The 23,050-nt window shown below is 50.9% G+C and carries 17 protein-coding genes and 1 pseudogene; 10 read left to right on the plus strand and 8 right to left on the minus strand.

What is annotated here, in order from left to right; genetic code table 11:
- The first annotated feature begins 4 nt into the window (after positions 1 to 4).
- The 4 genes from nosD (at position 5) to AYI96_RS02085 (ending at position 4,499) form a co-directional block, all read left to right on the plus strand.
- A complete protein-coding gene (gene nosD / locus AYI96_RS02070) occupies positions 5 to 1,309 on the plus strand; it encodes a nitrous oxide reductase family maturation protein NosD (protein WP_052248297.1) in 1,305 nt (434 codons plus the stop codon).
- Complete coding sequence (locus AYI96_RS02075) at positions 1,296 to 2,207, plus strand: ABC transporter ATP-binding protein (protein WP_052248298.1); 912 nt, start codon at positions 1,296 to 1,298, stop codon at positions 2,205 to 2,207. Before nosD ends, AYI96_RS02075 begins: the two co-directional genes overlap by 14 nt.
- Positions 2,207 to 3,046, plus strand: coding sequence for an ABC transporter permease subunit (locus AYI96_RS02080; RefSeq protein ID WP_071475495.1), 840 nt, complete (start codon positions 2,207 to 2,209; stop codon positions 3,044 to 3,046). The genes AYI96_RS02075 and AYI96_RS02080 overlap by 1 nt, the downstream gene beginning before the upstream one ends.
- Before the next feature lie 172 nt (positions 3,047 to 3,218).
- The gene (locus AYI96_RS02085) at positions 3,219 to 4,499 is read left to right on the plus strand and encodes a transcriptional regulator (protein WP_071475494.1); all 1,281 of its coding nucleotides are present in this window, start codon (positions 3,219 to 3,221) and stop codon (positions 4,497 to 4,499) included.
- Positions 4,500 to 4,509: 10 nt separating this feature from the next.
- Here the strand turns inward: AYI96_RS02085 and AYI96_RS02090 are convergent, their stop codons facing one another.
- The 3 genes from AYI96_RS02090 to AYI96_RS02100 form a co-directional block, all read right to left on the minus strand.
- Positions 4,510 to 4,968, minus strand: coding sequence for a universal stress protein (locus AYI96_RS02090; protein WP_144360896.1), 459 nt, complete (start codon positions 4,966 to 4,968; stop codon positions 4,510 to 4,512).
- A 170-nt stretch (positions 4,969 to 5,138) separates the two neighbouring features.
- Entirely contained in the window at positions 5,139 to 6,344 is a 1,206-nt protein-coding gene (locus AYI96_RS02095) for an IS4 family transposase (RefSeq protein ID WP_144360897.1), read from the minus strand.
- Positions 6,345 to 6,616: 272 nt separating this feature from the next.
- Positions 6,617 to 7,531, minus strand: a complete 915-nt coding sequence (locus AYI96_RS02100) for a LysR family transcriptional regulator (protein WP_144360898.1) — start codon at positions 7,529 to 7,531, stop codon at positions 6,617 to 6,619.
- A 112-nt stretch (positions 7,532 to 7,643) separates the two neighbouring features.
- Here AYI96_RS02100 and AYI96_RS02105 point away from each other — a divergent pair, with 112 nt between their 5' ends.
- The 3 genes from AYI96_RS02105 to AYI96_RS02115 are packed head-to-tail and all read left to right on the plus strand — an operon-like array spanning position 7,644 to position 10,186.
- Positions 7,644 to 8,795: an alanine racemase gene (locus tag AYI96_RS02105; protein WP_144360899.1), complete on the plus strand. Its 1,152-nt coding sequence runs from the start codon at positions 7,644 to 7,646 to the stop codon at positions 8,793 to 8,795.
- 1 nt (position 8,796) lies between these two features.
- The gene (locus tag AYI96_RS02110; RefSeq protein ID WP_144360900.1) at positions 8,797 to 9,720 is read left to right on the plus strand and encodes an ornithine cyclodeaminase family protein; all 924 of its coding nucleotides are present in this window, start codon (positions 8,797 to 8,799) and stop codon (positions 9,718 to 9,720) included.
- Positions 9,713 to 10,186, plus strand: coding sequence for a GNAT family N-acetyltransferase (locus tag AYI96_RS02115; protein ID WP_144360901.1), 474 nt, complete (start codon positions 9,713 to 9,715; stop codon positions 10,184 to 10,186). Before AYI96_RS02110 ends, AYI96_RS02115 begins: the two co-directional genes overlap by 8 nt.
- A gap of 358 nt (positions 10,187 to 10,544) precedes the next feature.
- Here the strand turns inward: AYI96_RS02115 and AYI96_RS02120 are convergent, their stop codons facing one another.
- Both AYI96_RS02120 and AYI96_RS02125 read right to left on the minus strand, forming a co-directional pair.
- A complete protein-coding gene (locus AYI96_RS02120) occupies positions 10,545 to 11,648 on the minus strand; it encodes a phosphoribosylaminoimidazolesuccinocarboxamide synthase (protein ID WP_144360902.1) in 1,104 nt (367 codons plus the stop codon).
- 1,100 nt (positions 11,649 to 12,748) lie between these two features.
- The gene (locus AYI96_RS02125; RefSeq protein ID WP_039034112.1) at positions 12,749 to 14,308 is read right to left on the minus strand and encodes an oligopeptide:H+ symporter; all 1,560 of its coding nucleotides are present in this window, start codon (positions 14,306 to 14,308) and stop codon (positions 12,749 to 12,751) included.
- A gap of 237 nt (positions 14,309 to 14,545) precedes the next feature.
- Here AYI96_RS02125 and AYI96_RS02130 point away from each other — a divergent pair, with 237 nt between their 5' ends.
- Positions 14,546 to 15,718, plus strand: coding sequence for a winged helix-turn-helix domain-containing protein (locus AYI96_RS02130; RefSeq protein WP_409928936.1), 1,173 nt, complete (start codon positions 14,546 to 14,548; stop codon positions 15,716 to 15,718).
- 158 nt (positions 15,719 to 15,876) lie between these two features.
- Positions 15,877 to 16,059, plus strand: a pseudogene (gene deoD, locus AYI96_RS02135) (purine-nucleoside phosphorylase); the annotation flags it as partial.
- 191 nt (positions 16,060 to 16,250) lie between these two features.
- Here the strand turns inward: deoD and AYI96_RS02140 are convergent.
- The 3 genes from AYI96_RS02140 to AYI96_RS02155 all read right to left on the minus strand — a co-directional run bounded on the left by AYI96_RS02140 (position 16,251) and on the right by AYI96_RS02155 (position 20,588).
- Positions 16,251 to 18,776 carry a hypothetical protein gene (locus AYI96_RS02140; protein ID WP_144360904.1) on the minus strand — a complete coding sequence of 842 codons (2,526 nt, stop codon included), beginning with the start codon at positions 18,774 to 18,776 and terminating at the stop codon, positions 16,251 to 16,253.
- Positions 18,776 to 19,381, minus strand: a complete 606-nt coding sequence (locus AYI96_RS02145; RefSeq protein WP_052248059.1) for a hypothetical protein — start codon at positions 19,379 to 19,381, stop codon at positions 18,776 to 18,778. Before AYI96_RS02145 ends, AYI96_RS02140 begins: the two co-directional genes overlap by 1 nt.
- A gap of 949 nt (positions 19,382 to 20,330) precedes the next feature.
- The gene (locus tag AYI96_RS02155; protein ID WP_039034164.1) at positions 20,331 to 20,588 is read right to left on the minus strand and encodes a DUF2999 family protein; all 258 of its coding nucleotides are present in this window, start codon (positions 20,586 to 20,588) and stop codon (positions 20,331 to 20,333) included.
- 294 nt (positions 20,589 to 20,882) lie between these two features.
- Between AYI96_RS02155 and AYI96_RS02160 the strand changes: the two genes are divergently transcribed.
- Entirely contained in the window at positions 20,883 to 23,042 is a 2,160-nt protein-coding gene (locus AYI96_RS02160; RefSeq protein WP_039034115.1) for a hypothetical protein, read from the plus strand.
- Positions 23,043 to 23,050: the final 8 nt, after the last annotated feature.

A 23,050-nucleotide genomic window follows, 5' to 3' on the forward strand; every position in this document is an offset into this window, starting at 1 on the left:
GTTGATGTTACGCACCCTGCTGGCCCTGATGCTGCTCTCGTTTGGCTGCCTTGGCAGCCAAAACCCGCTGCAGGCACGTATAGATGCACTGAGAGAAGGCGAGGTACTGACTCTCTCTGCCGCCGAGTATGTGGGGCCGCTGATGATCGACAAGGCGATCGCCATTGTCGGCGAGCCCGGCACTATAATCGATGCCGGTGGTAAAGGTAGCGCCGTGACCATCAAGGCTGCAGGCGTGCGCCTGCAGGGGCTTGAGATACGTAACTGGGGCAGCGATCTCTATGAACATGATTCCGGGGTGCGTCTGTTGCCGGGGGCCGATGATGTCCGCTTGTTGCAGCTTGAGCTGTCTGGGCCTGGATTTGGCATTCATGGCGAGCAGCTCAAGCGTCCGGAAGTGGAATATTGCCGTATCAGCGGTGACGACAGGCGTTATCTGCTGGACAGAGGTGACGGCATCTTTCTCAAATATGTTGAGGCCCCCGAACTGCACCACAATCAGATAGCTTCGGTGCGCGACGGTATTTATCTGGAAAACGTCGACGCCAGCCAGGTCAGCCACAATCAATTCAGCCTCCAGCAATATGGCATTCACTACATGTACACCCGCAATGACAGCGCCTGGAACAACAACGCCAAATGGTTACAGGGTGGCTATGCGCTGATGAGCTCCAAGGGGATCACCCTGGAACATAATCAAGTCAGCGCCGCAATCGATTTTGGTATCTTGCTCAATGTGACTCAGCAGAGCGAGGTGCATCATAACCGGGTGACCACTATTCATAACCCCAAGGGCGATCCCGCTATTGCCAGTGAAGGTAAGGGGCTGTTTATCTATGGTGCCGCCGACAACCGCATCAGCCATAACCATTTCAGTGACAGTGATACCGGCATAAGTGTCGCTTTGGGCGGTGAAGGTAATAGCCTGTGGCGCAACAACATAGAAAACAATCTGACTCAGGTGCGTTACGTCGGCAGTAAGTCGCAGGAGTGGAGCCTTATGGGACAGGGTAATTATTGGAGCAGTTATCAGGGCTGGGATCTCGATGGTGATGACATAGGTGATACTCCCTATCTGCCCAACGATGCCCTGGACAGGCTGTTTTGGCTTTATCCAGAGGCCAGATGGTTGATGGACAGCCCAGTGGTGCTCCTGCTGCGCTGGCTGCAGCGCCAGTTGGCTCTGGCCGAGGATATCGGCATTCGCGACAGTTTTCCTTTGCTGCAACCCATTGAGATTCAGACGAAGCGAGAAATGACAACCAATTCGCAACCGAGTGACGAGGAGACCCGCTATGCCCAGCATTGATTGTCGGCAACTGGCCTATGTTCGTGGCGACAGGCCTGTGCTGGAGAATATCAGTTTGCAGCTGCCCCAGGGTAAGTTACTGGCGCTGCTGGGCCATAATGGTGCCGGCAAATCGACCCTGATCAAACTGCTGTTGGGGCTGCTTAAACCCGCCGGTGGCGAGCTGAAGATTCTCGGTAAGGCCGCCGGTGAAAGCCCTATGCAGGTGGGGTATCTGCCGGAGAATGTCAGTTTCTACGACAATATGCCTTTGGGCGAACTGCTGAATTATTTTGCCGGGCTCAAGGGTATAGACGCGGCCAGGGTCAAAGAGCTGCTGGTTGAGTTTGAACTGGATGGCTTGGTGAAACGCAGGTTGGGACAGTGCTCCAAGGGGCAAAGACAGCGGCTTGGGTTGGCGCAGGCACTACTGAGCCGCCCCAGATTACTGTTGCTCGATGAACCGACAGTAGGCCTGGACCCCTCGGCCTCGGCGCTCATGTATGCTCAATTGGCGGCGCTGAAACAGCAGGGCTGCACCATAGTGGTTTGCACCCATGAGCTGGCTTTGGTTGAGCCGCATCTTGATTTGGCGCTCATGTTGGCAAATGGCCGGATGCGGGCGTTGGGAAGCTTGGATAACCTGAGGCAAGAGGCTGACTTACCACAAGAGATCCTGTTGCCATCTCGGCTGGAGCTCAGTGGCGATCCCGTGCTGGGGCCGAGTTTTTCCGCTGGCCGGTTGAAACTGGCTAAGGCCAGCGTGCCGGATGCGATAGCCGTACTGACGGAGCAATACCGCTGCTTTGACTTTCAGTTGCCTCCGGCCTCGCTCGGTGAACTATTTCATCATTTTATGGCGCCGTCTGACTCAAATCGCCGAAATGTTGCGCCCAAAAGATTCGGGGAGGCCGCCTGATGCAACTGGTCAGAGAAAATGAAGCATTGACATCTCAGCGGCCTAATCCGTTATTTATCGTAGCCGCCAAAGAGTTTAAAGATTGCCTGCGGAGCCGCTGGCTGCAAACGGCTTGCTGCTTGTTTGCCTTGTTGGCGGCGGCAGTTATTTTCGGCGCCGGAGCCTTAGGCGGTGAGTTTCGCTGGCAGGCGCTGCCGCAGCTGTTCAATTCTCTTTTAACCTTAAGTGTCTTCCTGGTGCCGCTGCTGGCGCTGCTATTGAGTTTCGATGCCGTGGTGGGGGAGGCCGAAGCCGGCACCTTGTTATTACTGCTGACTTACCCTTTGAGCCGCAGTCAGTGGTTGGCCGGTAAACTGATGGGGCAGGGCGGCGCCTTGCTGCTGGCTTTGTTGCTGGGGTTTGGCTTGCCTTTGGGGTTACTGCCGCTACTGGCTCAGGAATACCGTACAGTTGAGTTACCCGCGGCTCTGACCCTTTTGCTGGCCAGCGCCTGGTTGCTCGGGTTGGTGTTTATGCTGTTAGGCTACTGGGTCAGCATGCAGGTTAAACAGAAGGCTCAGGCACTGGCGCTGCTAATGCTGCTTTGGCTGCTGCTGGTGCTGCTCTATGATCTGGCCTTACTGGTATTGGCCGTGGTAGCGGCCGATACCCTTGGTCAGGCGGGATTGCAGTGGCTGATGCTGCTGAACCCGGCCAGTGTGTTTCGGCTGCTCAATCAAAGTTTTCTGGGCTTGGCCAGTGGTGTGCCGACCTGGCCCTGGTTACTGGGAATACTCTTTGGCTGGCTGTTGTTGTTATCTTGGCTGTGCCGCTACAGTTTTCAGCGTCGACTACTGTAAATCTGCTATTGGAGCCTGCTGTATTAGATATTTTTTGTTTAACAAAAACAAATTGTTAATTGATATAGCTGTCACATTCTATCTGTTGCACTCAGGTTAAACTCATAACCTATCCTCAGGCCCCCATTGATGGGGGCAGTCAAATCTTCTGGAGTGACTTTTCGGAGTGACAATGCAACAGCTGACTCCCTATTTGGCGTTGGATACCAAGGCAAAACACTTGCTGGATCAACGCGATGGTTCAGAAATCGTCCTGTCGTTTTCTGAGGCTCAGGTATTGTCACACCTGTTGTCTGCCCCGGGAAACGTGTTTGGAAAAGAAGAATTGCTGGCTGTAGGTTGGCCGGAGCGGGTGGTGGCGCTGACCTCTCTGACTCAATGCATCAGTATTCTCAGAAAAAAGCTGGAACCCTATCCTGAAATTCAGCTCAAGACGGTTGCCCGCCGTGGCTATCAGCTGAATATTTCCGAGCAGTCGCACGTGCATATGCTGGCTATCTCAGATGGTGAAGCTATCCGCACTGCCTTGGTGAGTGTGTCGCTCAAGATAAAGCTCCTGGGGATTTTGTTGTTGTTGGGGCTGGTGGGCTTCTTCTGGTACTACAGTGACTATCATGAGATGGTCAAGCAGGTGAGCCATTGGCGGGCCGACAAGCAGTTGCCTTTGAATGTGGGCGGCACGCTGGCCTCGGCGCAGTTGTTTTACAGCGATGAGGCCAAGCAGCTGCATCCTTCCATGTGGCAAAAGCATCTGGCGCCTGAGGGAAATCTTATCCCCGGATTGAAGCATTTCAGCGCTTATGCCTCTTCGGATGGGCGTAATTACTCCTTTGCCATCTGTCCCAGTGCCGATGAAACCGGCTGTGACGGCGATGGTATCATCAATATCACCGCCATAGATCCCAAACCTGCCGGTCTTAGCATGAAGGAGTTTGTGCCCCTGAGTAAGGAGATGGAGCGACGGATCCGCTACAACCGTATTATTTTGCCACCGGCGGTAGACAATGCCGAATTGGTGGAGCACAACTACCATGCGGATATCTATTTCCCGGTTGCCGGTGAACTCTTGGTGCGTACCGATCTCAGCCTATCCTTGGTTTACGACAATAAAGACTCGGGGCAGTTTTATTCATCGGCTTGTGTTACCGATCAGGATTGCATCACCACACCGATAAAGTATCAACTGCGGGGCCATTTTCACCAGTACCGCACTGAGATTTCCGGCACCTTGGTGGATGTGTTCCAGGTGAAAGTGAATCAGAAAGAGCTCATCAAGCCGGACAATGTCAGTGACTCAGCGATGCACTTCTACCGCGAGATCCGTAAAGACGATATCCGTGATGAGGAGATCTACTACTTCCGGGTCTATCAGGATCACAAGACAGCGGTCTGGATAGTGCCGCAGATGGGTAATTTGCTGGCCTGGACCACTTACAGTGAAGTGAAACTCTGAGCCGATAAGGTTACTTTACTACCATCACAGGGCACTTGGCCTTGTTGATAATCTCCTCGGCGACACTGGGCAGCAGCCAATGGGCCAGCGCAGTGCGTTGATGACAGCCGATAACTATCATGCCCACATCGGCGCTCTCGGCCTCTTCGAGGATTTGGCCGGCAGCGCTGCCGCGGCGGATAAGCACCTCGAGCTGCTGCTCTGGATGCAACTGCTGCAACAGAGCTTGGATTTTTTCTGAAGCATAGGCCTGCATATGTTGCTGCAACTGCGCTTGGGTCACGGCCACTATGCCGAAGTTCTCTTCGTGATGGGGTAGAGTGGTAATGTCTTCGCCATAGGCTTTGCTTATCACATGCAGCAGCCTCAGCTTCACTTTATAGAGCGCCGCCAACTCTATGGCATATTCCAGGGCGTGTTCGGATTCTTCAGAGAAGTCGACCGGACAGAGGATTTGTCGGGTACGCATGATGCATCTCCTTTTACTCGGCGTTGGCCATTTCTTTAAGTTTAAGCCAGTCTTGGCCAGGTACAAATCTGGCGTTCAGGGGAGATATTCGCTGGTGCCTCATGCTGTTTGATGGCCTTGATGATTGTTCTTCGGTGTAACGTTTCTTCATGTTGAGATCTCCATTGGCTCTAGTGTATTGGAAATCTCATCAATGTCATGGTCTTAAATTCGGGCCTCCCAGAGGTGTTAACCAGTTTAAGAAATTCACCCCAAGCCCAGCGAAAATGCGATTCTTTGATTGAGTATTCCGGACGTCGTCTCACTTCTTTGCCGAGTCTGAGCACAGATAGCACGTTTCTGTCACGTATCGTATTGGCTTGAAACCTCCGCTGCCATCCCAGATGCCTGGCAGCCAGACCGATGCACCAAAGCAGGATTTCTGCCAACAAAGCTATCAGCAACAACACATCATAACGGCGTGGACAACGACTGCGGCTTTGCCTGAGTCCCATGCCGTATTGGGGACTTTTGAGGTCGCGAAAGGTTTCTTCTATCTGCATCCGTCTGGCATAAAGTTTGACCACCTGCGTTGACGAGAACGCCTCCGTAGGCAAGTTGGTTGCCAGTAACCAAGGCTCTTTACTGCCAAGACGGTAACTTTGTTGTGCCGTATGATTGCGTCCTGCTTTGGATGAGCGCTTGTCGGCTCGATATTTCGGCGCAGCCTTGTACAGATGTAAATGACAGCACATAGGCGATTTTCGTCCCAGTTTTACGTAACCAATATGTCGGGCTTTCGCCGTGGCGGAGGGATAAAGCGACTTATTCGACTGCCATTGGGCATGATTGGCCAGGAGAAAGCCGACATTCCCACGGACACGGCCAAGCCAAAACCAACCATATCGTTCCACCTCCCGAAACCAGGTATTGCGGTAACCCGCATCGGTGACAATCAGTGGACACACATGGGACGGCAGCACCTGTGCCAACTCAGCCAAGAAGGCGTTATGGCTTCGGGGAGCATTGTAGTCGGCAAACTTGAAAGTACGCTCATACAGGGTAACCGCGCGCCCTTGCACACTGACAGAGGCTCGCAATGTCATCATCCGCAGTTGTTCACGGACATCAGACCAATCAATGAGGATTACCGGCATGGGATTAGCTGCACAGAGTAACTTTGCATGCCATTGATAAATAGCGAATTTATCAGAGTGTAGATGCGGGTTGCCGAGTAGCCTGTCTATCCGTTTGATGTTGTGCTTTGGCGCCACCGCACCAGAGATATTGCGACCAAGTAACGCTTCTGTAGCAACCATCAGAGAATTAAGCCGTTTTTGATGTATTTGCGGGCATTGCTTTTTGAGTAAATCGTGTAAGATGTGGACATCACGCATGGTGTTGGATCTGGTAGTTTTTGGCGAAATCAATTAGATAAATCAACACCATGCGTGTCTACTGAATTGAATAAAAAGGGAATTACCTGGGGATTCCCTAGATTCGGGGTAAAGGTCACTGCCAAAAGGTAATAAAGATTAATCCACAATGAGTTAGTTGAATAGCTAACTTAGTTGTGGGCATTAACTGGTTAGAATTTTTGTTCTACTTTGATGAATCATCATTGTAAAAAAAATTAGGTTTGTAGTACAAAACTCCGATAACCAACTTACTATCGATTTAACCACGGCGCCTTTTGGCATTGATCTTTTAGTAGAGATAAAAAGCCAGTGACTCGCGCCGACCTCTCATGCGCAGCAGAAGTCACTAGGGCAACAATATCGGCATTTGGAAGCTCGTAATCAGGTAATAGCCGCACTAATTTACCACTATCAATCTGTGATTGAATGTCCCATTCGGATCGCATGATGATCCCCAAGCCTTGTAACGCCCAGTCTTTAATCACTCTGCCCTCATTACTTGCAAGAGAAGGGCGAATACGAATACTTTCTATGGCCCCTGTCACTGCATGAGTAAAGCTCCACAGCGTGACATCTTCATTATTCTCTCTCAAGGCAATACATTGATGCTTCTTAAGATCTTGCGGAGTCTTAGGCTGTCCATGACGAGATAGATACTCCGGCGAAGCGCAAACAAAGCGTTTGTTTGGGGCCAAGCTCACCATCTTAAGGCTGGAATCCGCTAAGTGGCCAATGTAGATGATAATGTCCCATTTATGATGGTTTGCCCAGTTTGGGTTGTCTGACAATTCTAACTCCACCTCTAGGCGCGGATGAGCTTGTTTATACTCACCTAATAAAGGGGCTATCACATCGTTGCCAAAGCCAAGGGGCGCCAAAACTTGTAGACGACCACTGACATCCCCTCTGCTTTCATTGAGCTTATCGATGAGTTCATCCAAGTCCTCAAGGATCGAAATACCGGTATCGATTAAGACGCGCCCTTCTTCTGTTAGGCTAACCACACGCGAAGGTCGTTGAAGTAACTTAAGTGATAGCTTCTTTTCGATATGTTGAATACGCTGAGTGACTGATGGAGGCGTTATATTGAGCGCACGAGCTGCATCTGCCAATGTTCTATGGTTAGACACTACCACAAGAAATCGAATATCTTCTGTCGTCAACATTAACTTTCAACCTAATCTATAAGTAGATTTTTGTTAATATAATTCAAATTTCTCCTATCTCATAATTATTTCATCGACATTGAACTGCAATTTTCGAGCTTAGGTAAATGAAATGATTAAACATACAGAACACCCTGATTTAGAAAAGCAATACAATGCCATCGGCACACCATTTCTCTACCTGGACAAACAAAAGTTTTTAAACAATCTCACGCAAATGTGCAGTCATATTTCGAAACTGGGCACGTTACTAAGACCTCACTTTAAAACGGTAAAGTCGTTAGATGCGCTTCCTTACTTAATTGACTCTCTAGAGGACCCAATCACTGTATCTACCCTTGAGGAAGCAGAACAGCTTGCTAATTATGGTTGTAAAGACATTCTCTATGCAGTTGGTATATCACAAGAAAAGCTATTACGAGTCGAGCAGTTACTGAAACGTGGCATTAGCATTGTGGTGTTACTTGATAGCATGGAACAAGTCGATTTTGTTAACACCTACTCTCAGGAACATGAGTGTGTCATTAGCTGTCTTATAGAGATTGATTGTGACGGACACCGAGGTGGCGTCAGTGCAGATTCCGAAGCCTTGATTGCTATGGCTAAGAGCTTAGATAAAGGTTTTGCCGATTTTAAAGGTGTGATGCTTCACGCAGGCGAATCTTACCACTGTTCGTCTCAAGAAGCGCTAAACCAATCAGCCAGTAATGAAGTAGCGACTGCACAACTTGCAGCGAAACGCCTCGAATTAGTGGGGGTTCATTGCGAAATAGTCAGCATAGGGTCTACCCCAACGGCATGTTCATACACAAACACAAGTGGAATTACAGAGGTCAGAGCTGGTGTCTATTCGTTGTTTGATTTGGTGATGCATCAGCTTGGAGTGTGTACCTTAAACGATATAGCAATCTCAGTAGTAAGTAGTGTTATTGGACACAATAAATCAAGGGGACAAATATTTGTTGATGCTGGTTGGATGGCTCTTTCTTTAGATAAAGGCCATGAAGAACAATGTTATGGCGTGGTTCTCCAACCGAATGGTCAAGAGAGTAAAATACTGAAAGTCGTGCAGGTAAATCAAGAGCACGGCATACTCGAAGCGGCTTCTGGAAGCGAGATTGACTTCGAATGTTTTCCCATTGGTTCTCGAGTACACATAGTCCCAAATCATGCATGCTCTACAAGCGCAATGCACCGTCAATACCATGTCTTTGACTTGGTCGAGGGGCAAATTGAACAATGGCAACGTATCTCAGGGTGGTAACATGCTTTATTTAGATGAAAAAACAACCGCAGCGTTAATTACTCACGAACTGGCATACAAAGCAGTCAAAGCGGCCTTTTCCGCAGTACAAGAGCAGCACTCATCAATATTTTCAGTGGTTAACGCATCAGGCCCGATAGAAGGCTCAATGTTTTCACTCAAATCAGCACGTACAGATCAATTGCTTGGTTGGAAAATGGGAAGTTATTGGCCTTACAATAATCAATCTGGGCTACCAAACCATGGTACTCATATCTTTCTTCTCTCACCTGATACGGGAGAAATGAAAGCCATTTTGTCAGCAAGTTTGGTTAATGCCTATCGAACCGCTGCAGCCGATGCCATCGCAGTTGATCTATTGGCGAGACAAGATTCAACGGTACTAGCGTTATTTGGCACGGGTCATCAGGCTAAATATGAAGCGCTTGCCATTTCAAAAGTTAGGAACCTATCTAAAGTGCTGATTATTGGTAGAAATCAGACTAGCGCTAACCAACTGGCGCAAGAGCTAAGCAATGAAGGTTTAACAACTGATATCAAGACTGCTCAAGAAGCCTGTGAAAGCGCAGATATTATTGTTACCGTCACAGCATCCACCGCCCCTTTGTTTGAATCGTCGTGGATAAAGCCTGGAACTCATATTTCTGCAATGGGAGCAGATAAAGTAGGAAAACAAGAACTGCCGCCATCACTATTTGAGAATGCCATCCTCTACTGTGACTATTTACCTCAGTCCAAAACAATTGGTGAGTTCCAGCATGCACCAGATAAAGAGATATATCAGATCTGCGACAAGCTTCAATTAAAAGAAAGGAACGAAAACGACATTACTATTTTTGATAGCTCAGGAATTGCCTATCAAGATCTATACATTGCAAAAATAATTTTAGATAAATACCTATCCAAGGAAGATAACCATGAATAACGTTAGCTTTTTAAAAATAAACGGTAACACCATCGATGACATTATTGACCTTACAGTGGGAGAGCTTCAAAAGCATCTTATTGCTAGTAACGCAGAATGGCTTGCAGAGGCGAGTTTTAACGACGATAGTGTCAGCTACGGCATTTATTTAGACGACAAGCCAGCAGGGCTCATCTCTCTTATCGATCCAAGATTACTCGATAAGTTCGATGATCACTTTCAAAAGGATCATTTGTACGTGTGGCGTGTCATGATTGACCATCGTTTTCAAGGAAAGGGATTGGGGAGTCACGCGATTAACTTCAGCAAGCGATACGCTTCCATTGTTGGTTTAAAAGGCGTGTCGCTAACCACAATGGATAAAGAGGAAGGGAATGCTCTCTATATTTACCAAAAGCTTGGGTTTACACCAACGGGCAGAAGACTTGATGATGAAATTGAATTAATTTTTAGCTTAGATATTTGATTGAATAAACGGGTTAGACGGTTCAGTGTAGTACTCATGATTTAATTTGTGATAAAAATTAAGTGGCTATTTAAATTTAGGTTTTCAAATTGTTGATGAATTGATTCATAAAGTTGAGGTTTTAATTTGTCAATCTGGAGAGCTAATGAAGAATATACTGAGATATATTATTTTCTATTGTCACCCCAAACCACTGCCTATGGCGGTGGTGGTTGTCTTAAATTCGGGGTAAAGGTCAATTGATATAAAAAAGACCTAAATGAATAGATCTTTTTATATGCTACCAACCACAAGTAATAACATTCTGGGCTTTATGCTTAACGGGAAACTGCCTCATCAGCAGCCGCGGCAGAATGCTTTAGTCCACCAGGCTGTATTGTTCCTTGAGCACTCGGATGATTTCTGCCTTGGGATTATCCGAGAGAGTAATCTTGGTTCCGGTGACTTTCTCGGCAATACCTGTGTAGGTACGCGAGACATTCATCATGGCCTCCAGTGGCAGGTCGTTGTCGCGGGCCAGGGCTTCACGTTCCGGCATTCTGTCCTTGTTCAACAGGATATCCGGATCCGGGAAGTGGTTGAGCAGGAATTGACGGAAACCTTCTTTGGAGTTCTCGAGGATCTTGCCGTCACGGTAGGCGCTGCCATCCCAAATACGTGAAGAGTCCGGGGTTCCCACTTCATCCATATAGATAAGCTTGGATTGGCCTTGTTTGTCAGTGACATAGCCAAATTCGAACTTGGTATCGACAAAGATCTGATCTTGCTGTGCCAGCGCCTCGGAAATGACTTCGAATCCCTGCTTGAGCAGCTTTTCGTACAGATCGATATCTTCAGGCTTTTCAAAGCCAAAGGCCTCGAAGTTGGCCTCGATATCTGCGCGGCTGATGTTGACATCATCCTGCTCCGGCACCCCAGGGATCCCCTTGAGTATGCCCTTGGTCGATGGGGTGATCAGTAACTCGGGCAACTGCTGATCCTTTTGTAATCCTTCCGGCAGCGTGATGCCGCAAAATACCCGCTCACCCTTTTGATAGGCGCGCCACATGGATCCGGTAATATAGCGGCGAATAATGGCCTCCACCTTTATCGGGCGAGCCTTTTGTACTATCCACACGAAGGGATGGGGAATGTCGAGAATATGGCTGTCGGCCAGCCCTTTTTCCTTGAACAGGCTGAACCAGTGGTTGGAGATGGCGTTGAGTGCCGCCCCTTTGCCCGGGATCCCTTTGAGATCTTCTTCGCCGTGGAAGATGCAATCGAAGGCGGAGATACGATCCGAGATCACCATGATCGCCAGCGGAGTATCGGCGGGCACATCATAGCCCTTTTCGCGGATCAATCTGGCGCTGTCGGCCTCGGTCAACCAGTAGACACTGCGCACTTTTCCGCTGTGAACCGGCTTGTCGGTGCGGATAGGCAAATCATTGTTTATGGCTAGAACGGAATCAGCAAGACTCATGACGAGTATTCCTCTGGGTGTAGGGTTTAAGGCTAAGTCCGGCAGGCGGGGTTATTGTTATCTGCCTGTTTCCGGGAGAATGCGAGCCGGCGGCGGGGCAGCAGCAAGCAGCAAAAAAGACTGTGCTTGAGAGGTAAAGCCGCTGTGGAGTCATGCAAGTATGAGATGCCGCCGACAAAAGATGGGTTATTTTACCTCAGTCGCAACCTTTTGCCACGGGGAGGCTTTGTTTACTGGAGCAAAACTCTGTTCGCGATAGAGACTAATGAGGCTGCACCCAGGGAGATTGGGCGCTGATTCGGCATCCATGTTTCAGCCACGTTATTTGCGCCAACAGTTTTCGGCGACACCGAGGGGGAAAGTCGGTGCAATTCTGCAATCATAGCGTTGCTTGAAATTGCTTATATACCTACAGACATACGCCTATTTTCCAGGCATAGGCGGAACTGTGACCTTCCGAGCCAGGGATGGCGAGGCGACTACCGCATTTGTTCCAGACAAATGTTGGCATACACTCCATCCATGGAGATAAGGGATGTACTTGAATAACGTCCCTGTTTAACGGCCGGCTCACCGTCCCTGGCTCGCGCTCGAAAGCACGTTGCTGTGCAACTCTCGCCATGTCACAGGATCGCCTATGCATAAGCCGGCGGCAGGCAATGAGCAACATCCATCGCCGGAAGCTCGGGCAATATTAGCTTAGATACTTTTAGCTGGAAGCCATGCTAGCCGCTGTGCCAGCGGCCTAAAGTCGTGGAGCAAATGCATCCATGCATAACGGCAGTACTTGAAAGCACGTTGCTACGCAACACTCGCCGTGTTACAGAATCGCCTGTGCGAAAGGCCGTTCTCGAACATCCTATTCTTCACTGCATTCGGGCTTCCTGCCCATCCTCACTGCAGGTGATGAGCTGCAGCTTAACCAATACCCAGGCACAGGATTGTCTGTGTAAAAGTTGTTCTTGGCAGCGCCGCGTTCGGGGGAGGGAATAACTTGGTTTCCGGCGGTTATTATCATTAATGAAAAGACCCAACTCACGTTGGGTCTTTGGGGTTTTTAAATCAAGGAGATTTTACCGCTCAGGTTGGCGGCAAACGCCTTAAGCCTGTTGCGGTTCCACTGCCCGATAATGATCCTGCATGGTGTAAGAGCGGGCATAGAGCGCAAACACCAAGGCGGCCAGCAGGGCGAAGCCGGCGAAGAAGAACATCTGGAAGGCGGTGACACTCAGGCCGGTTTCGGCAATCTGATTGGTCACGGCATCGCTCTTGACGCTGGCGTTGGCTAATAGCACCCAGAGGTTGCCCACAGTGACCGATAGGGTCCAGAAACTCATGATGCTGCCTTTCATCGACTTGGGTGCCTGGCTGTATGCAAACTCCAATCCGGTGGCAGAAACCAGTACTTCACCGAAAGTCAGCAGTGCATAAGGCAGTACTTGCCAGGTGATGGACATGGGGGTGCCGCCATCCATCATCAACTGAATGCTGCCTATCACTATCCAGGAAAGGCCGGAGAAGGCGATACCCGCCCCCATTTTACGCAGGGCATTGAGGCGCACGCCATTGCGCTCCAGCATGGGGTAGAGCACAAAGTTATTGAAGGGGATCAGCAGCATAACCAGCAGTGGGTTGAGAGCTTGCATCATGGCCGGCTCAAACCAATCCGGCTTGACCATGTCGTTGGCCTGTAAAATCCAGGTGGAAGCCTTTTGATCGAACAGCGACCAGAAGGGGGTGACCAGGGCAAACAGGATTAAGATGCGAAATACGGCGCGCACTCCGTCCACTGCCTCGAGCGGGTGTTGATTGCGGGCCCGCTCAAGCTGCATGGAGGCGCCTACGCCGACAAAGCCCATCAAGAGCACCATTGCCAGACATAGCGCTGTTACCACTCCAAGGCTGTTGTATTGGGTGAGGGAAAACAGCGCCAGCAGTATACCTATGGCACTTAGCAGCAAACCTGTATTGGCCTTGCCGGGTACGGGGGTGAAGATGGCGCTCTTGAGCACAGGTAGGAAGCCGTGTGGATCTTTGGGCTCGGGTTGCTGGTGGACGTAACGTTTACGGCCGCCCCAGAAGAATACCGTGGCGATAAACATCAATACCCCTGGGATACCGAAGGCCACCGAAGGGCCGAAGAATTTCAGCAGCAGCGGCATCGACAGCGAGGCGAAGAAGGAGCCGAAGTTGATGGTGAAATAGAACATATCGAAGGCTTTTTGCGCCAACGACTTATTGCTCTGATCGAACTGATCGCCCATGAAAGAGGATACCAGCGGTTTGATGCCGCCCGACCCCAGGGCTATCAGAAACAGGCCCGAATAGAAGCCGGTTTTGCTGGTTTCGAAAATCGCCAGGAAGGCATGGCCAATCACGTAGACTATGCTAAGCCACAAAATGGTGTGGTATTTACCGAAGAAACGGTCGGCCAGCCAGCCCCCTAAGAGGGGGAAGAAATACACCCCGATCACAAAGGAGTGGAACACATCTTTGGCTTCGCCCTGACGCAGTTCTTCCGGCACTGACAGCAGCAGAGCCGTCATCAGGAAGGGAGTCAGAATATTGCGCATGCCGTAAAAACTGAAGCGCTCGCAGGCTTCACTGGCAATGATAAAAGGGATCTGCCGCGGCCAGCGTGCAGAGGAAGGTGAGCTCATAATGTACCTTGGTTATTGTCGATTCTAATAAAGGTTGCAGCTATATGCGCATAAACCGGCTTTCCATTCAACTCCGGCCATGAACAAAACCGTTTTTTTTGTGAACTGAAGTGCAAATTTGCTTCGAAAGCCATGAAAAGGGCAAACTGATTACTCGCATTGGCAACGGCATTGAGCTGTCATCATAGCGCCACGCTAAACCAAGGTTATCGGGAGCCAGGCACCATGGATACACCCTTGTATGGACCATTGACTATCGATGAATGGCTCAGGCTCAATCTGCAGCGCCAGGGCTTGTTGCAACCGGCGGCATCGGCGGCGGCCGTGATCCGTCAGTTGGGCTATATCCAGATAGATTCCATCAATGTGGTCGAGCGGGCCCATCACCATGTGCTGCACAATCGGTTGCCCGGTTATCACCCCGAACAGCTGCAACAGGCTATGGCCGATAAGGAGGTGTTCGAGTACTGGGCTCACGCTGCGGCCTATCTGCCCATGAGTGACTACAGGTACAGCCTGCAGCGCAAACGGCAACTGAGTCAGGGGGATAAACACTGGTTTGAACCGGACGAGCCCTTGATGCGGGAAGTGCTTGCCAGAGTGCGCGCCGAGGGGCCGCTCAAGGCCAGTGATTTTGAACACTCAAGTGATCAACGTGGCAGTTGGTGGGACTGGAAACCGGCCAAGAAGGCGCTGGAACAGCTGTTTATGCGCGGCGAGTTAATGGTGCTGCGGCGTGAGCGGTTTCAAAAGGTTTATGATTTGGCCGAGCGAGTGCTCCCGCCGGGCATAGATACCAGGGAGCCTGACGATGAGGAGTTTGGCCGGTATCTGGTGAACCGCTTTCTCAATGCCAACGGTTTTGGCTCAGAGGCCCAGTTTGCCTATCTGCGAAAAGGCATGCGGCCGGTTATCAAGCGGGTGTTGGACCAAGGGCTGGAGGCCGGTGAACTGCAGCGGTTCAAGGTCGATGGTCAGCAGTATTTCTGCCCGGCAGAGCTGAGCGCGGTGCCCAAGATCCCGGAGCGGGTCTGGCTGCTCAATCCCTTCGATAATCTGGTTATTCAACGTAACCGCTTAAAGCAATGGTTTGGCTTTGACTATCAACTGGAAGTGTACCTGCCGCAGGAAAAGCGGGTCTACGGCTATTTCAGCCTGGCCATCCTCTGGCGCCAGCAGTTTATCGGCCGGGTCGATGTCAAGGCCGACCGGCTGCGCCAATGCCTGTTGTTGCAAAACCTGGTGTTGGAGCCCGAGTATGCCAACCGGCCTTTGGATGATGTGTTGCTGGCCGAGCTTACCAGGGCCATTGGCGACTATGCCTGTTTCAATGCCTGTGAACGCTGGAAGCTGGTGCGCAGCAATCACAAGGGGCTGAAGCAGCGCTGGCGCCGTTTGCAAAGTTTATAGTGCCGACTCGGCTCTGAGCCTACCTTAAAATAGCCGTGTAGTTGGCTGAGAGGAGTGTGGCATTTTGGTCAATAAATCCCCGCAAGCGGACTTTTGTTCTCAAGGCTTTTTTGGCGTCACCGGTAGACTCGGGCCAGTTTTTATCCGAGAAACAGCTTATGGCAGCACATGCCAACGGCGCCAAAGGCGATTTTGCCAAGACAGTTATCATGCCCGGCGATTCTTGGTGGGCCAACTACATTGCCGAGCACTTTCTCGATGATGCCCGCGAGGTGATCTCGGTGCGCAATATGCTGGGTTATACCGGCAGTTGGCAGGGGAAGCCGGTTTCTGTAATGGGCCAATCAAAGCAAAGAATACGCTTTATAGTCAGAAGTGACAGAGTCAGCGCGCGCTTATGGTACGTTTCGGGACGGCGCGAAATGACATATTGTGAATGGCCTTTGTCGGTTTTTTGCAAGCACACAATAGGTTTCAGTAAAAAACGGGAGCCTTGTGGCTCCCGTTGGCAGTGACTCACTTCAACTTTGCATCAATCGTTCAGGTGGGCACAGCGACCAAACTCGGCTCCGCCTTTAACGGCAGCAACCACCTGTTTAGGGAAGCTGAGCTGAACATCCTGGCCATCATGGCAGACAAAGGCCTTGTTCAGATCGACATCGATAGACAAGACTGCTCCTGCGATACCACCCATCATTTCAGAGCCGTTGGCACTGATGGCAAATGGGTTATCTATGGTCAGTGCCTTGGCTTCGGTAACGCCCTGCTTGGCGAAGAACTCCTTGGTGCTCATCCAGCCCAAACCTTCCAGGTAGATACCACCACTGAAACCGGTAAACAGGTTGCCGGAGCGAGCAGTAATCATCGACAGATCGTCGCTGGCATCAAGCAGCAGCATACGCGGTACGCCAAATTCGGCGCTGATGCTGTCGTGATCCCAACCTTCGGCACACAGATTACCCAGGAAGAAGTGATTGAAAGGTACCTGCTCACACCAGCGCAGACTGCCTATGTTTTCCTGTTGGCCCGAGTCCGTATGCCACAGGGTGACTCCGGTGCGGGTACCAAAGCCAACTGTGTTACCGTCGTTGGAGATCACTGAGGAGTCCTGGGCGCCAAATTCAGCCGAGGTGTCGTGGAAGCGGCCATCGACCCAGGCAACCTGACTGGTGCCATCATAAGTACCGGTAATGGTACTGCCGTTGCCGGCTATCCTGTCGGCACGTAGCCATTGAACCTTGTCGGCAAATTGGTAAGGCAGTTGTTGCATACCGGCTTTCTTGGTCCAGATAAAGGGTACTATCTCGTCTTTGAATGCACTCTGGCAGGCGCCGTTACCGTCAGTATCCATATAGGCGGTGCCGACAACTGTGTCGCCGCTATCGTCCATATCCCAGACATAGCTGGAGTTGGTGCCTGACTGGCCCGAACCACCACAGCTGTTACCGTTGAGATCTCCAAGCGAGGTCAACTTGTCGCTGCGCAGATCCCAGATGGCGGCATTGCTGATGCCGTTGCCGCTGAAGTCTGCCATGACGCCGGCCTTGGTGGCGTTTTTGTTCATGGTGGCGTGTCCGGCAACCACGGCATTCCCGGCCGGGTGCAGCTCGAACAGGGCTTTCTTGGTGCTGTCATAGAGGAAAGGCGTAGTGCCGGTTATCCCCATCGCACGTTTGCCGTTCTTGGCATGATCCAGCACAAAGGCGCTTACCAACGGGGTATATTGGATGCCATCGCTATAGCCGTTGAAATAGATATCTGCCTGCTTGGTTACTCCGGCTTCGGCAATGATAGGAGTGAAATCACAGGCGCTATCGCTGGCCGGATTGCTGCTTTCATTGCTGTTCCAATACTCGGCCTCTGACAAGAGGGAGGTTTGCCGGGTAGGATAACCACCGGCCTTGATGGTCTCCATATAGAGCACATAGCGGCCGCCGGGAGTCAATCCATTGATGGTGAACTTTCCATCCGGGCCTACCAGTCCTTGAGTCAGGTTGCCGGACTGCTGAGTGACCACATCGTACAGCGGGTTATCCAGGTTGCGGGCCACCATGTTCATGCCCGAATAGTCCACTCCTTCCTTGGTGTACAAGGTGCCGGAAATCGAGCCGTAGCCTGAACGATATTCCGCTGTTGGATAGAGGTCGGACAGATTGACTATATCGTCGCGCACATTAACAGTTGATTGCTCGGCACCCTGAACTCCTAACACATTGATGAAGGGGAACATGGTTTCAATAGTGTCCGGCGCTATCTGGCTGGCGCTGGTGTATTGATTGGTGATGGCGCAACCCGGTACTCCGTCATATTGCGGGCTGTATGAGGCTGACATATAGCTGAGATGGCCATTGGCCTGGGAGTGCGACATGTTGAGGGCGTGGCCGAATTCATGGGTAAATACCCCGGCAATCATTTCGCCTTCTGTGTCATCTATACCCACATACCAGCCGTTCATCAAGGCAGTAGCCTCGAGGATTTCACCGGTTTCTTCATCGGCCCACTCGGGGAAGGCTATCCCCAGCACCTGGCTGCGTGGAACACCGAAATACTGTTCCAGGATCTGACCGTCGGTGTCATAGTTGACCCAGAAACCATAGCCGTTAACGGCGGAATAGATCTGGTCGACATTGGTTTGATTCACATCTTTGATGCCGATTTGTTGTTCAATGGTGCCCTGCACCGACATTTCAAAGGTGGAGGTTTCCACCGCAGACCATTCGCCAACGGCCTTGGCGGTAATGGCATTGGCTTGAGCTATGCTGAGGAAGGTGTAATCCCGGTCTAACACAGTACCCGCCGGGATAACAGTGCCGTCCGGCAGTGTAATGTCGAGATTGAACACCAGCCCTTTTTCCAGAACGGTGAAGGTTTGTACGTCAACGCCATCCTTGTTTTTAATCACAGGGCCGCCGTCGGTATAGACGGGAATCGCCCCCTTGGACGTATCCCACTTATAGGGCTGCATTGTAGGTTCGTGAATATACAGCGGGCCACCGGCCAGCGCGGCAGAGGAGACTGAGCCCAAAAGTAAGGCAGTGGCAATTCTTGAAAGCTTCATTATTTGGCCTCCTGTACCAGTTTGCCAACCAGAGACATAAATGCGGCGGCATCCACAGCACCGGCCGTGGTGATAAGGCTCTGCTCTTCAGGGCTGAGCGACTGAGTGTTCATGCCATCAAACAGGCCTATGTTGCCCAGTTGATTGCTGACTTTGCCGTTTTGCACAATGAATTTGCCTTGTTCCAGCCCTACGGTAGAAGTCAGGCCGGCACCGAGATCCGGATTCATAAAGGCCACTACCTGCTCGCCAACCGACCAGCGGGCGAACCCTTCGGGTGATACGCCCAGGTAGACTTTGCCATTACCCATGGAGCGGGGCTTGAGCAAACCAAACTGGCGGAAGGTATATTCGCTGCCTGCTTTATGTTTGTGTTTGGCATCCATACCTACCCGAATGGTTATCTGGGTATAGGGGCGTTTGCGCTCATCAAAGCCATCGGTCACAGACACCACTTGGCCCGAGACTATGCTGGACGCTTGATTGGTCAATTGACTGAGATTTTGTTTGAGATGTTTTTGGGCTATCGCGGCGGGTGTCAGCAGCAAACTGGCTGAGACGAGACATAGCGCCGACAGACGCTTGAACCACTGGGATCTTGTCACTGGAATACCTCCTGTATGATTGGGATAAATTCAGCTTTCGATCATCGACCCATACATCCTTGGTCGAATATTGACCGAGCACCTACTTAAGCACGCCGACTCAGTGGGTGGCACGGCAAATGATGTAGCGTTTTGTAGCGTGTTTGTTAAACGCACACGATTTGTCTCAATCTTGTGCTAGGAAAATATCACGGAGAGATAAGAGATTGGCTTTCAACACACCTTTGGTTATCTTTTGCTCAGCGTGAGCTGTTTTGCCATGCTGAATATCAGTTAATAACAGGGAGAGAGCTGATGAGCTGTAACTTTTGTGGTGGGCGTTTGAATAGCGGAATGTTACGTAAGCAGGAGCCGGGAAGCGGCCGAAAGTTTAAGTCGTGTCCCAACTGTTCAACGACTCATGGTGAGGAACATATATTTCATCCCTATCCCACTGATTTTGGTAATACGCCGGCACGAGTGACCGCGGCCAATCCGGACGGGCATCAAAGTTATTGCAGAAATTGCCGGGCGCTTGATACGGGTATTGCTTCAGAGAACTATCAAAAATGGAAGGTGCGAACAAGTCCCATGTGTGCTCTGCGTCGGCTTACAGGCCTGGATGCAAGGCGTGGTTCGCAGCAAATGGCCCTAGTCCTTTGCAAGAAGCACAACACAGCAGACAGATCTGTAAGCCACGCCCTTCGGGGCTTTCACAGCAACCGGCTCTCTGCGTTATTCGACTTCAACATGCCCCGGCATGCCTTCAGTCAGATGCCTTGAGCGCCAATTGCTGTGTAAGCCACTCTCTACAAAAGAGAAGGCCACGAGGACCTATTCGCACCTTCCTAAGCGTTGCAGCGAACTGAGCTGATGGCTCTGCCAATTTATCAGCCTAATACCTGATGCATGACAGAGCATGAAATTGACCCTCAAAGCCATGTGAGTCAGGCCTTGAGGGCGCACAGGATTAAACAGGTTTGTTCATTTGTGCTTTGGCGGCTTCAACCTTGGAAAAATCCAGTCCCAGTTCTTCCACGGCTTCTTTGATCAGGGCTGGGTTCTGCATCACCTGCATCATCAACCCCTGCAGCTTTTCCGGTGGCAATCCCAACTGACCCAAGATACCCATGGCCATCAGAGGATTTTCGGTCAGGCTCTGGAACAGGCTGCTTATTTGTTCATCGCTGATATTGTGCTCTTTCAGCAGGGCAATAATAGGGTTCATAAGTTCCTCATTGGTTTCAAGCATTCAGATTGAGTTGATTTTAACAGAAGAAACGCCTGGTACCTTCATCGGGACATCGCAAAATTAAGCTGCTTTGGGTTATTTTTAAAGACTCTATTCAAGCCTGGCTGAGAGAAAACCTGCCAAGAGTCATGGGGCTTGGTTTTTTGTTTTTAGTCGTAGTCTTGGGGTTCAGTTCGATACGGCGTATATGGTCGAATAGCAGGAGAATTGTGACTTCTAATTTGGCATAATGTGGCGCTAATTTTTCAGCGTTCTTCTTCAAGGAATGAAATGAAGCAGTATCTTTCCCTCTTCGGCCTGTTATGGCTCTTATCCGCGTGTACCCCCAATTCCCATGTTGAATTTGACCCTAAACAAGGCGATCGAGTCGATTACTGGGTGCAGACAAAAGCCAACATAGATATTGGCGGACGGGTATTTACTCAGTACAGCAACTCTTTGATGCACTATGAGGTGATTGAGACCTCGCCGACACTAAAGCTGGAGCTGGTGCCCAGGTTTATGACTATGTCCGGTGGCGGCAATAGTTTCAGTAGTTTTACCGCTGCAAACGATGAGCCCGAGTTGCAACAGATGTTTTCCAGCGGCTTTGAAATCACCCTGGATAAAGACTCCGGCAAATTACTGGCATTTAAGGGCAAGGATGAAGAGAGCTGGCAAAAGATGTTGGCACGCTCGGGCCCTGAGTTAATCGAGCATTTGACTCAGGGGATGGAGACTCCCGGTGTGTTGCAAAAGATCCCCGCCAAAGAGGGCAGTAAGCTGATACTCGAGGGGTTCAATGGTCAGCAAACGGAACTATTGGTCACTAAGGTGACCCCGGAGATAGTGGACGCAGAGTTGACCGCCGAAAGCGGCGATAGTCGCCTGTATGGTCATATGCGCCTGGCGCGTGAGAGTGGTTGGTTGCAGAAAATGGTATTGGTGCTGGAGAGCAAGATTGACGCCATGGGCCAACAAGGCAACAACCATATACAGATAGTGATGTCGCGCAAGGATCTGCTCGATCAGGTGGGCGATCTGAGGCAACAAATCGCCTTCGATGATATGGACAACTGGAACCCCATCATGGCATCGCCCCCCAAGCCAGCCGATGGGCTTGAGCTCAGTGCCGAAAGCTTATTCCAATATGGCAAGGGCACATTTCGTGGCGAGTCAGAACATCTGCAACTGGAACTCTTGCTGACCGAAGTCGATAGAGAAGTTTTGGGGGAAATCCGCTACCGAGATCTGCAGGCGCTGGATGCCGAAGATAAACCCATTGCAATGGAGTGGAGCATACTCAGCCAGTTGGGTCCCTATCGGGAGAGTGGTGCGCTAATCACCAGCACCGCGATTGTGCCCCTGGGATGGGATCAGCGAAACCAGTTTGAAAAAATATCCTCCTTCAGTGCCGTGGCAGACTATACGCCACTCGAGTTGGTATCGGTTTCCAGCCAATGGCGGTCTGGGCAGGAGCAGCAGTTGGCGCTGGCCGGTGGCACACTCACTATTACCCCGGTAGCGCAGCAAGAGGGCGAGTATCTGCTGCATTTCAGTGGCGCCGATGGTTATCTGGTGCCGTTTTTCGATGGGCTTGAAGGCGAGTTCCGCTATCAGACACCGCAAGGTGGCCCCGAGTGGCTCAACAGCATGGATCGCAGTTTGCTGTTTAGCGGCCAACAACTTTTTCGGGTGAAATTGACCAAGCCGGCAGCAGAGGTAACCTTCCATGCCATCTTGGATCAGCAACAAGCCGGTTTCAGCCGTGAGGTGCGCTGGGTAAGCCGAGAGGCCTTTGCCGCCGATTACACTCTGCCTCCCATGGGCAAGCATTACCTTTATTACAATGATACCGACGAAGAGGCGGTCGATTTTGATCCGGCCAGCTTTGCGACTCAGGCCGATACGCCACAGGGTGCCAAGCTGATTCTGCCGCAGGACTGGGCCGGTATCTGCCAGCTGCAAATTGAAGGCGATTTTAAACAAGGGCCATCGGCTTTGGTCTGGAAAGCAAAGCCTAACGAGCGCATGACGACTCAAGTCGAGTACCAACTGAGTACCGAGGATGGTATACGCCGTTATTTCTATGGTCTGGAAATACCCAGTCACCTGCATTGTGATGGTCGCCCGGTATGGAACTCTGTCGACTATACCCCGGGTGAACGTGCCTGGTTGGTGCCCCTTGAAGTGTTTGGCGAGCTGGATCGGCAGCAATCTGTGCAGCAATTCCTGCAGAATTACCATCTCTACAGCGCCGATGATGTGCAACTGCCGTTGCTGGACAAGCAGGCGCGCTACCTGAGTTCAGAGGATATCCCGCTGAGCGAAGCCATCATGGAAGATAAATACCTAAGGGTTGCCGATAGCGTGGAACGTATCGGTAAACTCGACTACCAGGGCGAACCCCTGGATATCCGCTGGGTCAACAGTTTCCCGCCACTGCCTTAAGGACAAGA

This window comes from Shewanella sp. MSW (assembly GCF_007636515.1).
GTDB lineage: Bacteria > Pseudomonadota > Gammaproteobacteria > Enterobacterales > Shewanellaceae > Shewanella > Shewanella indica.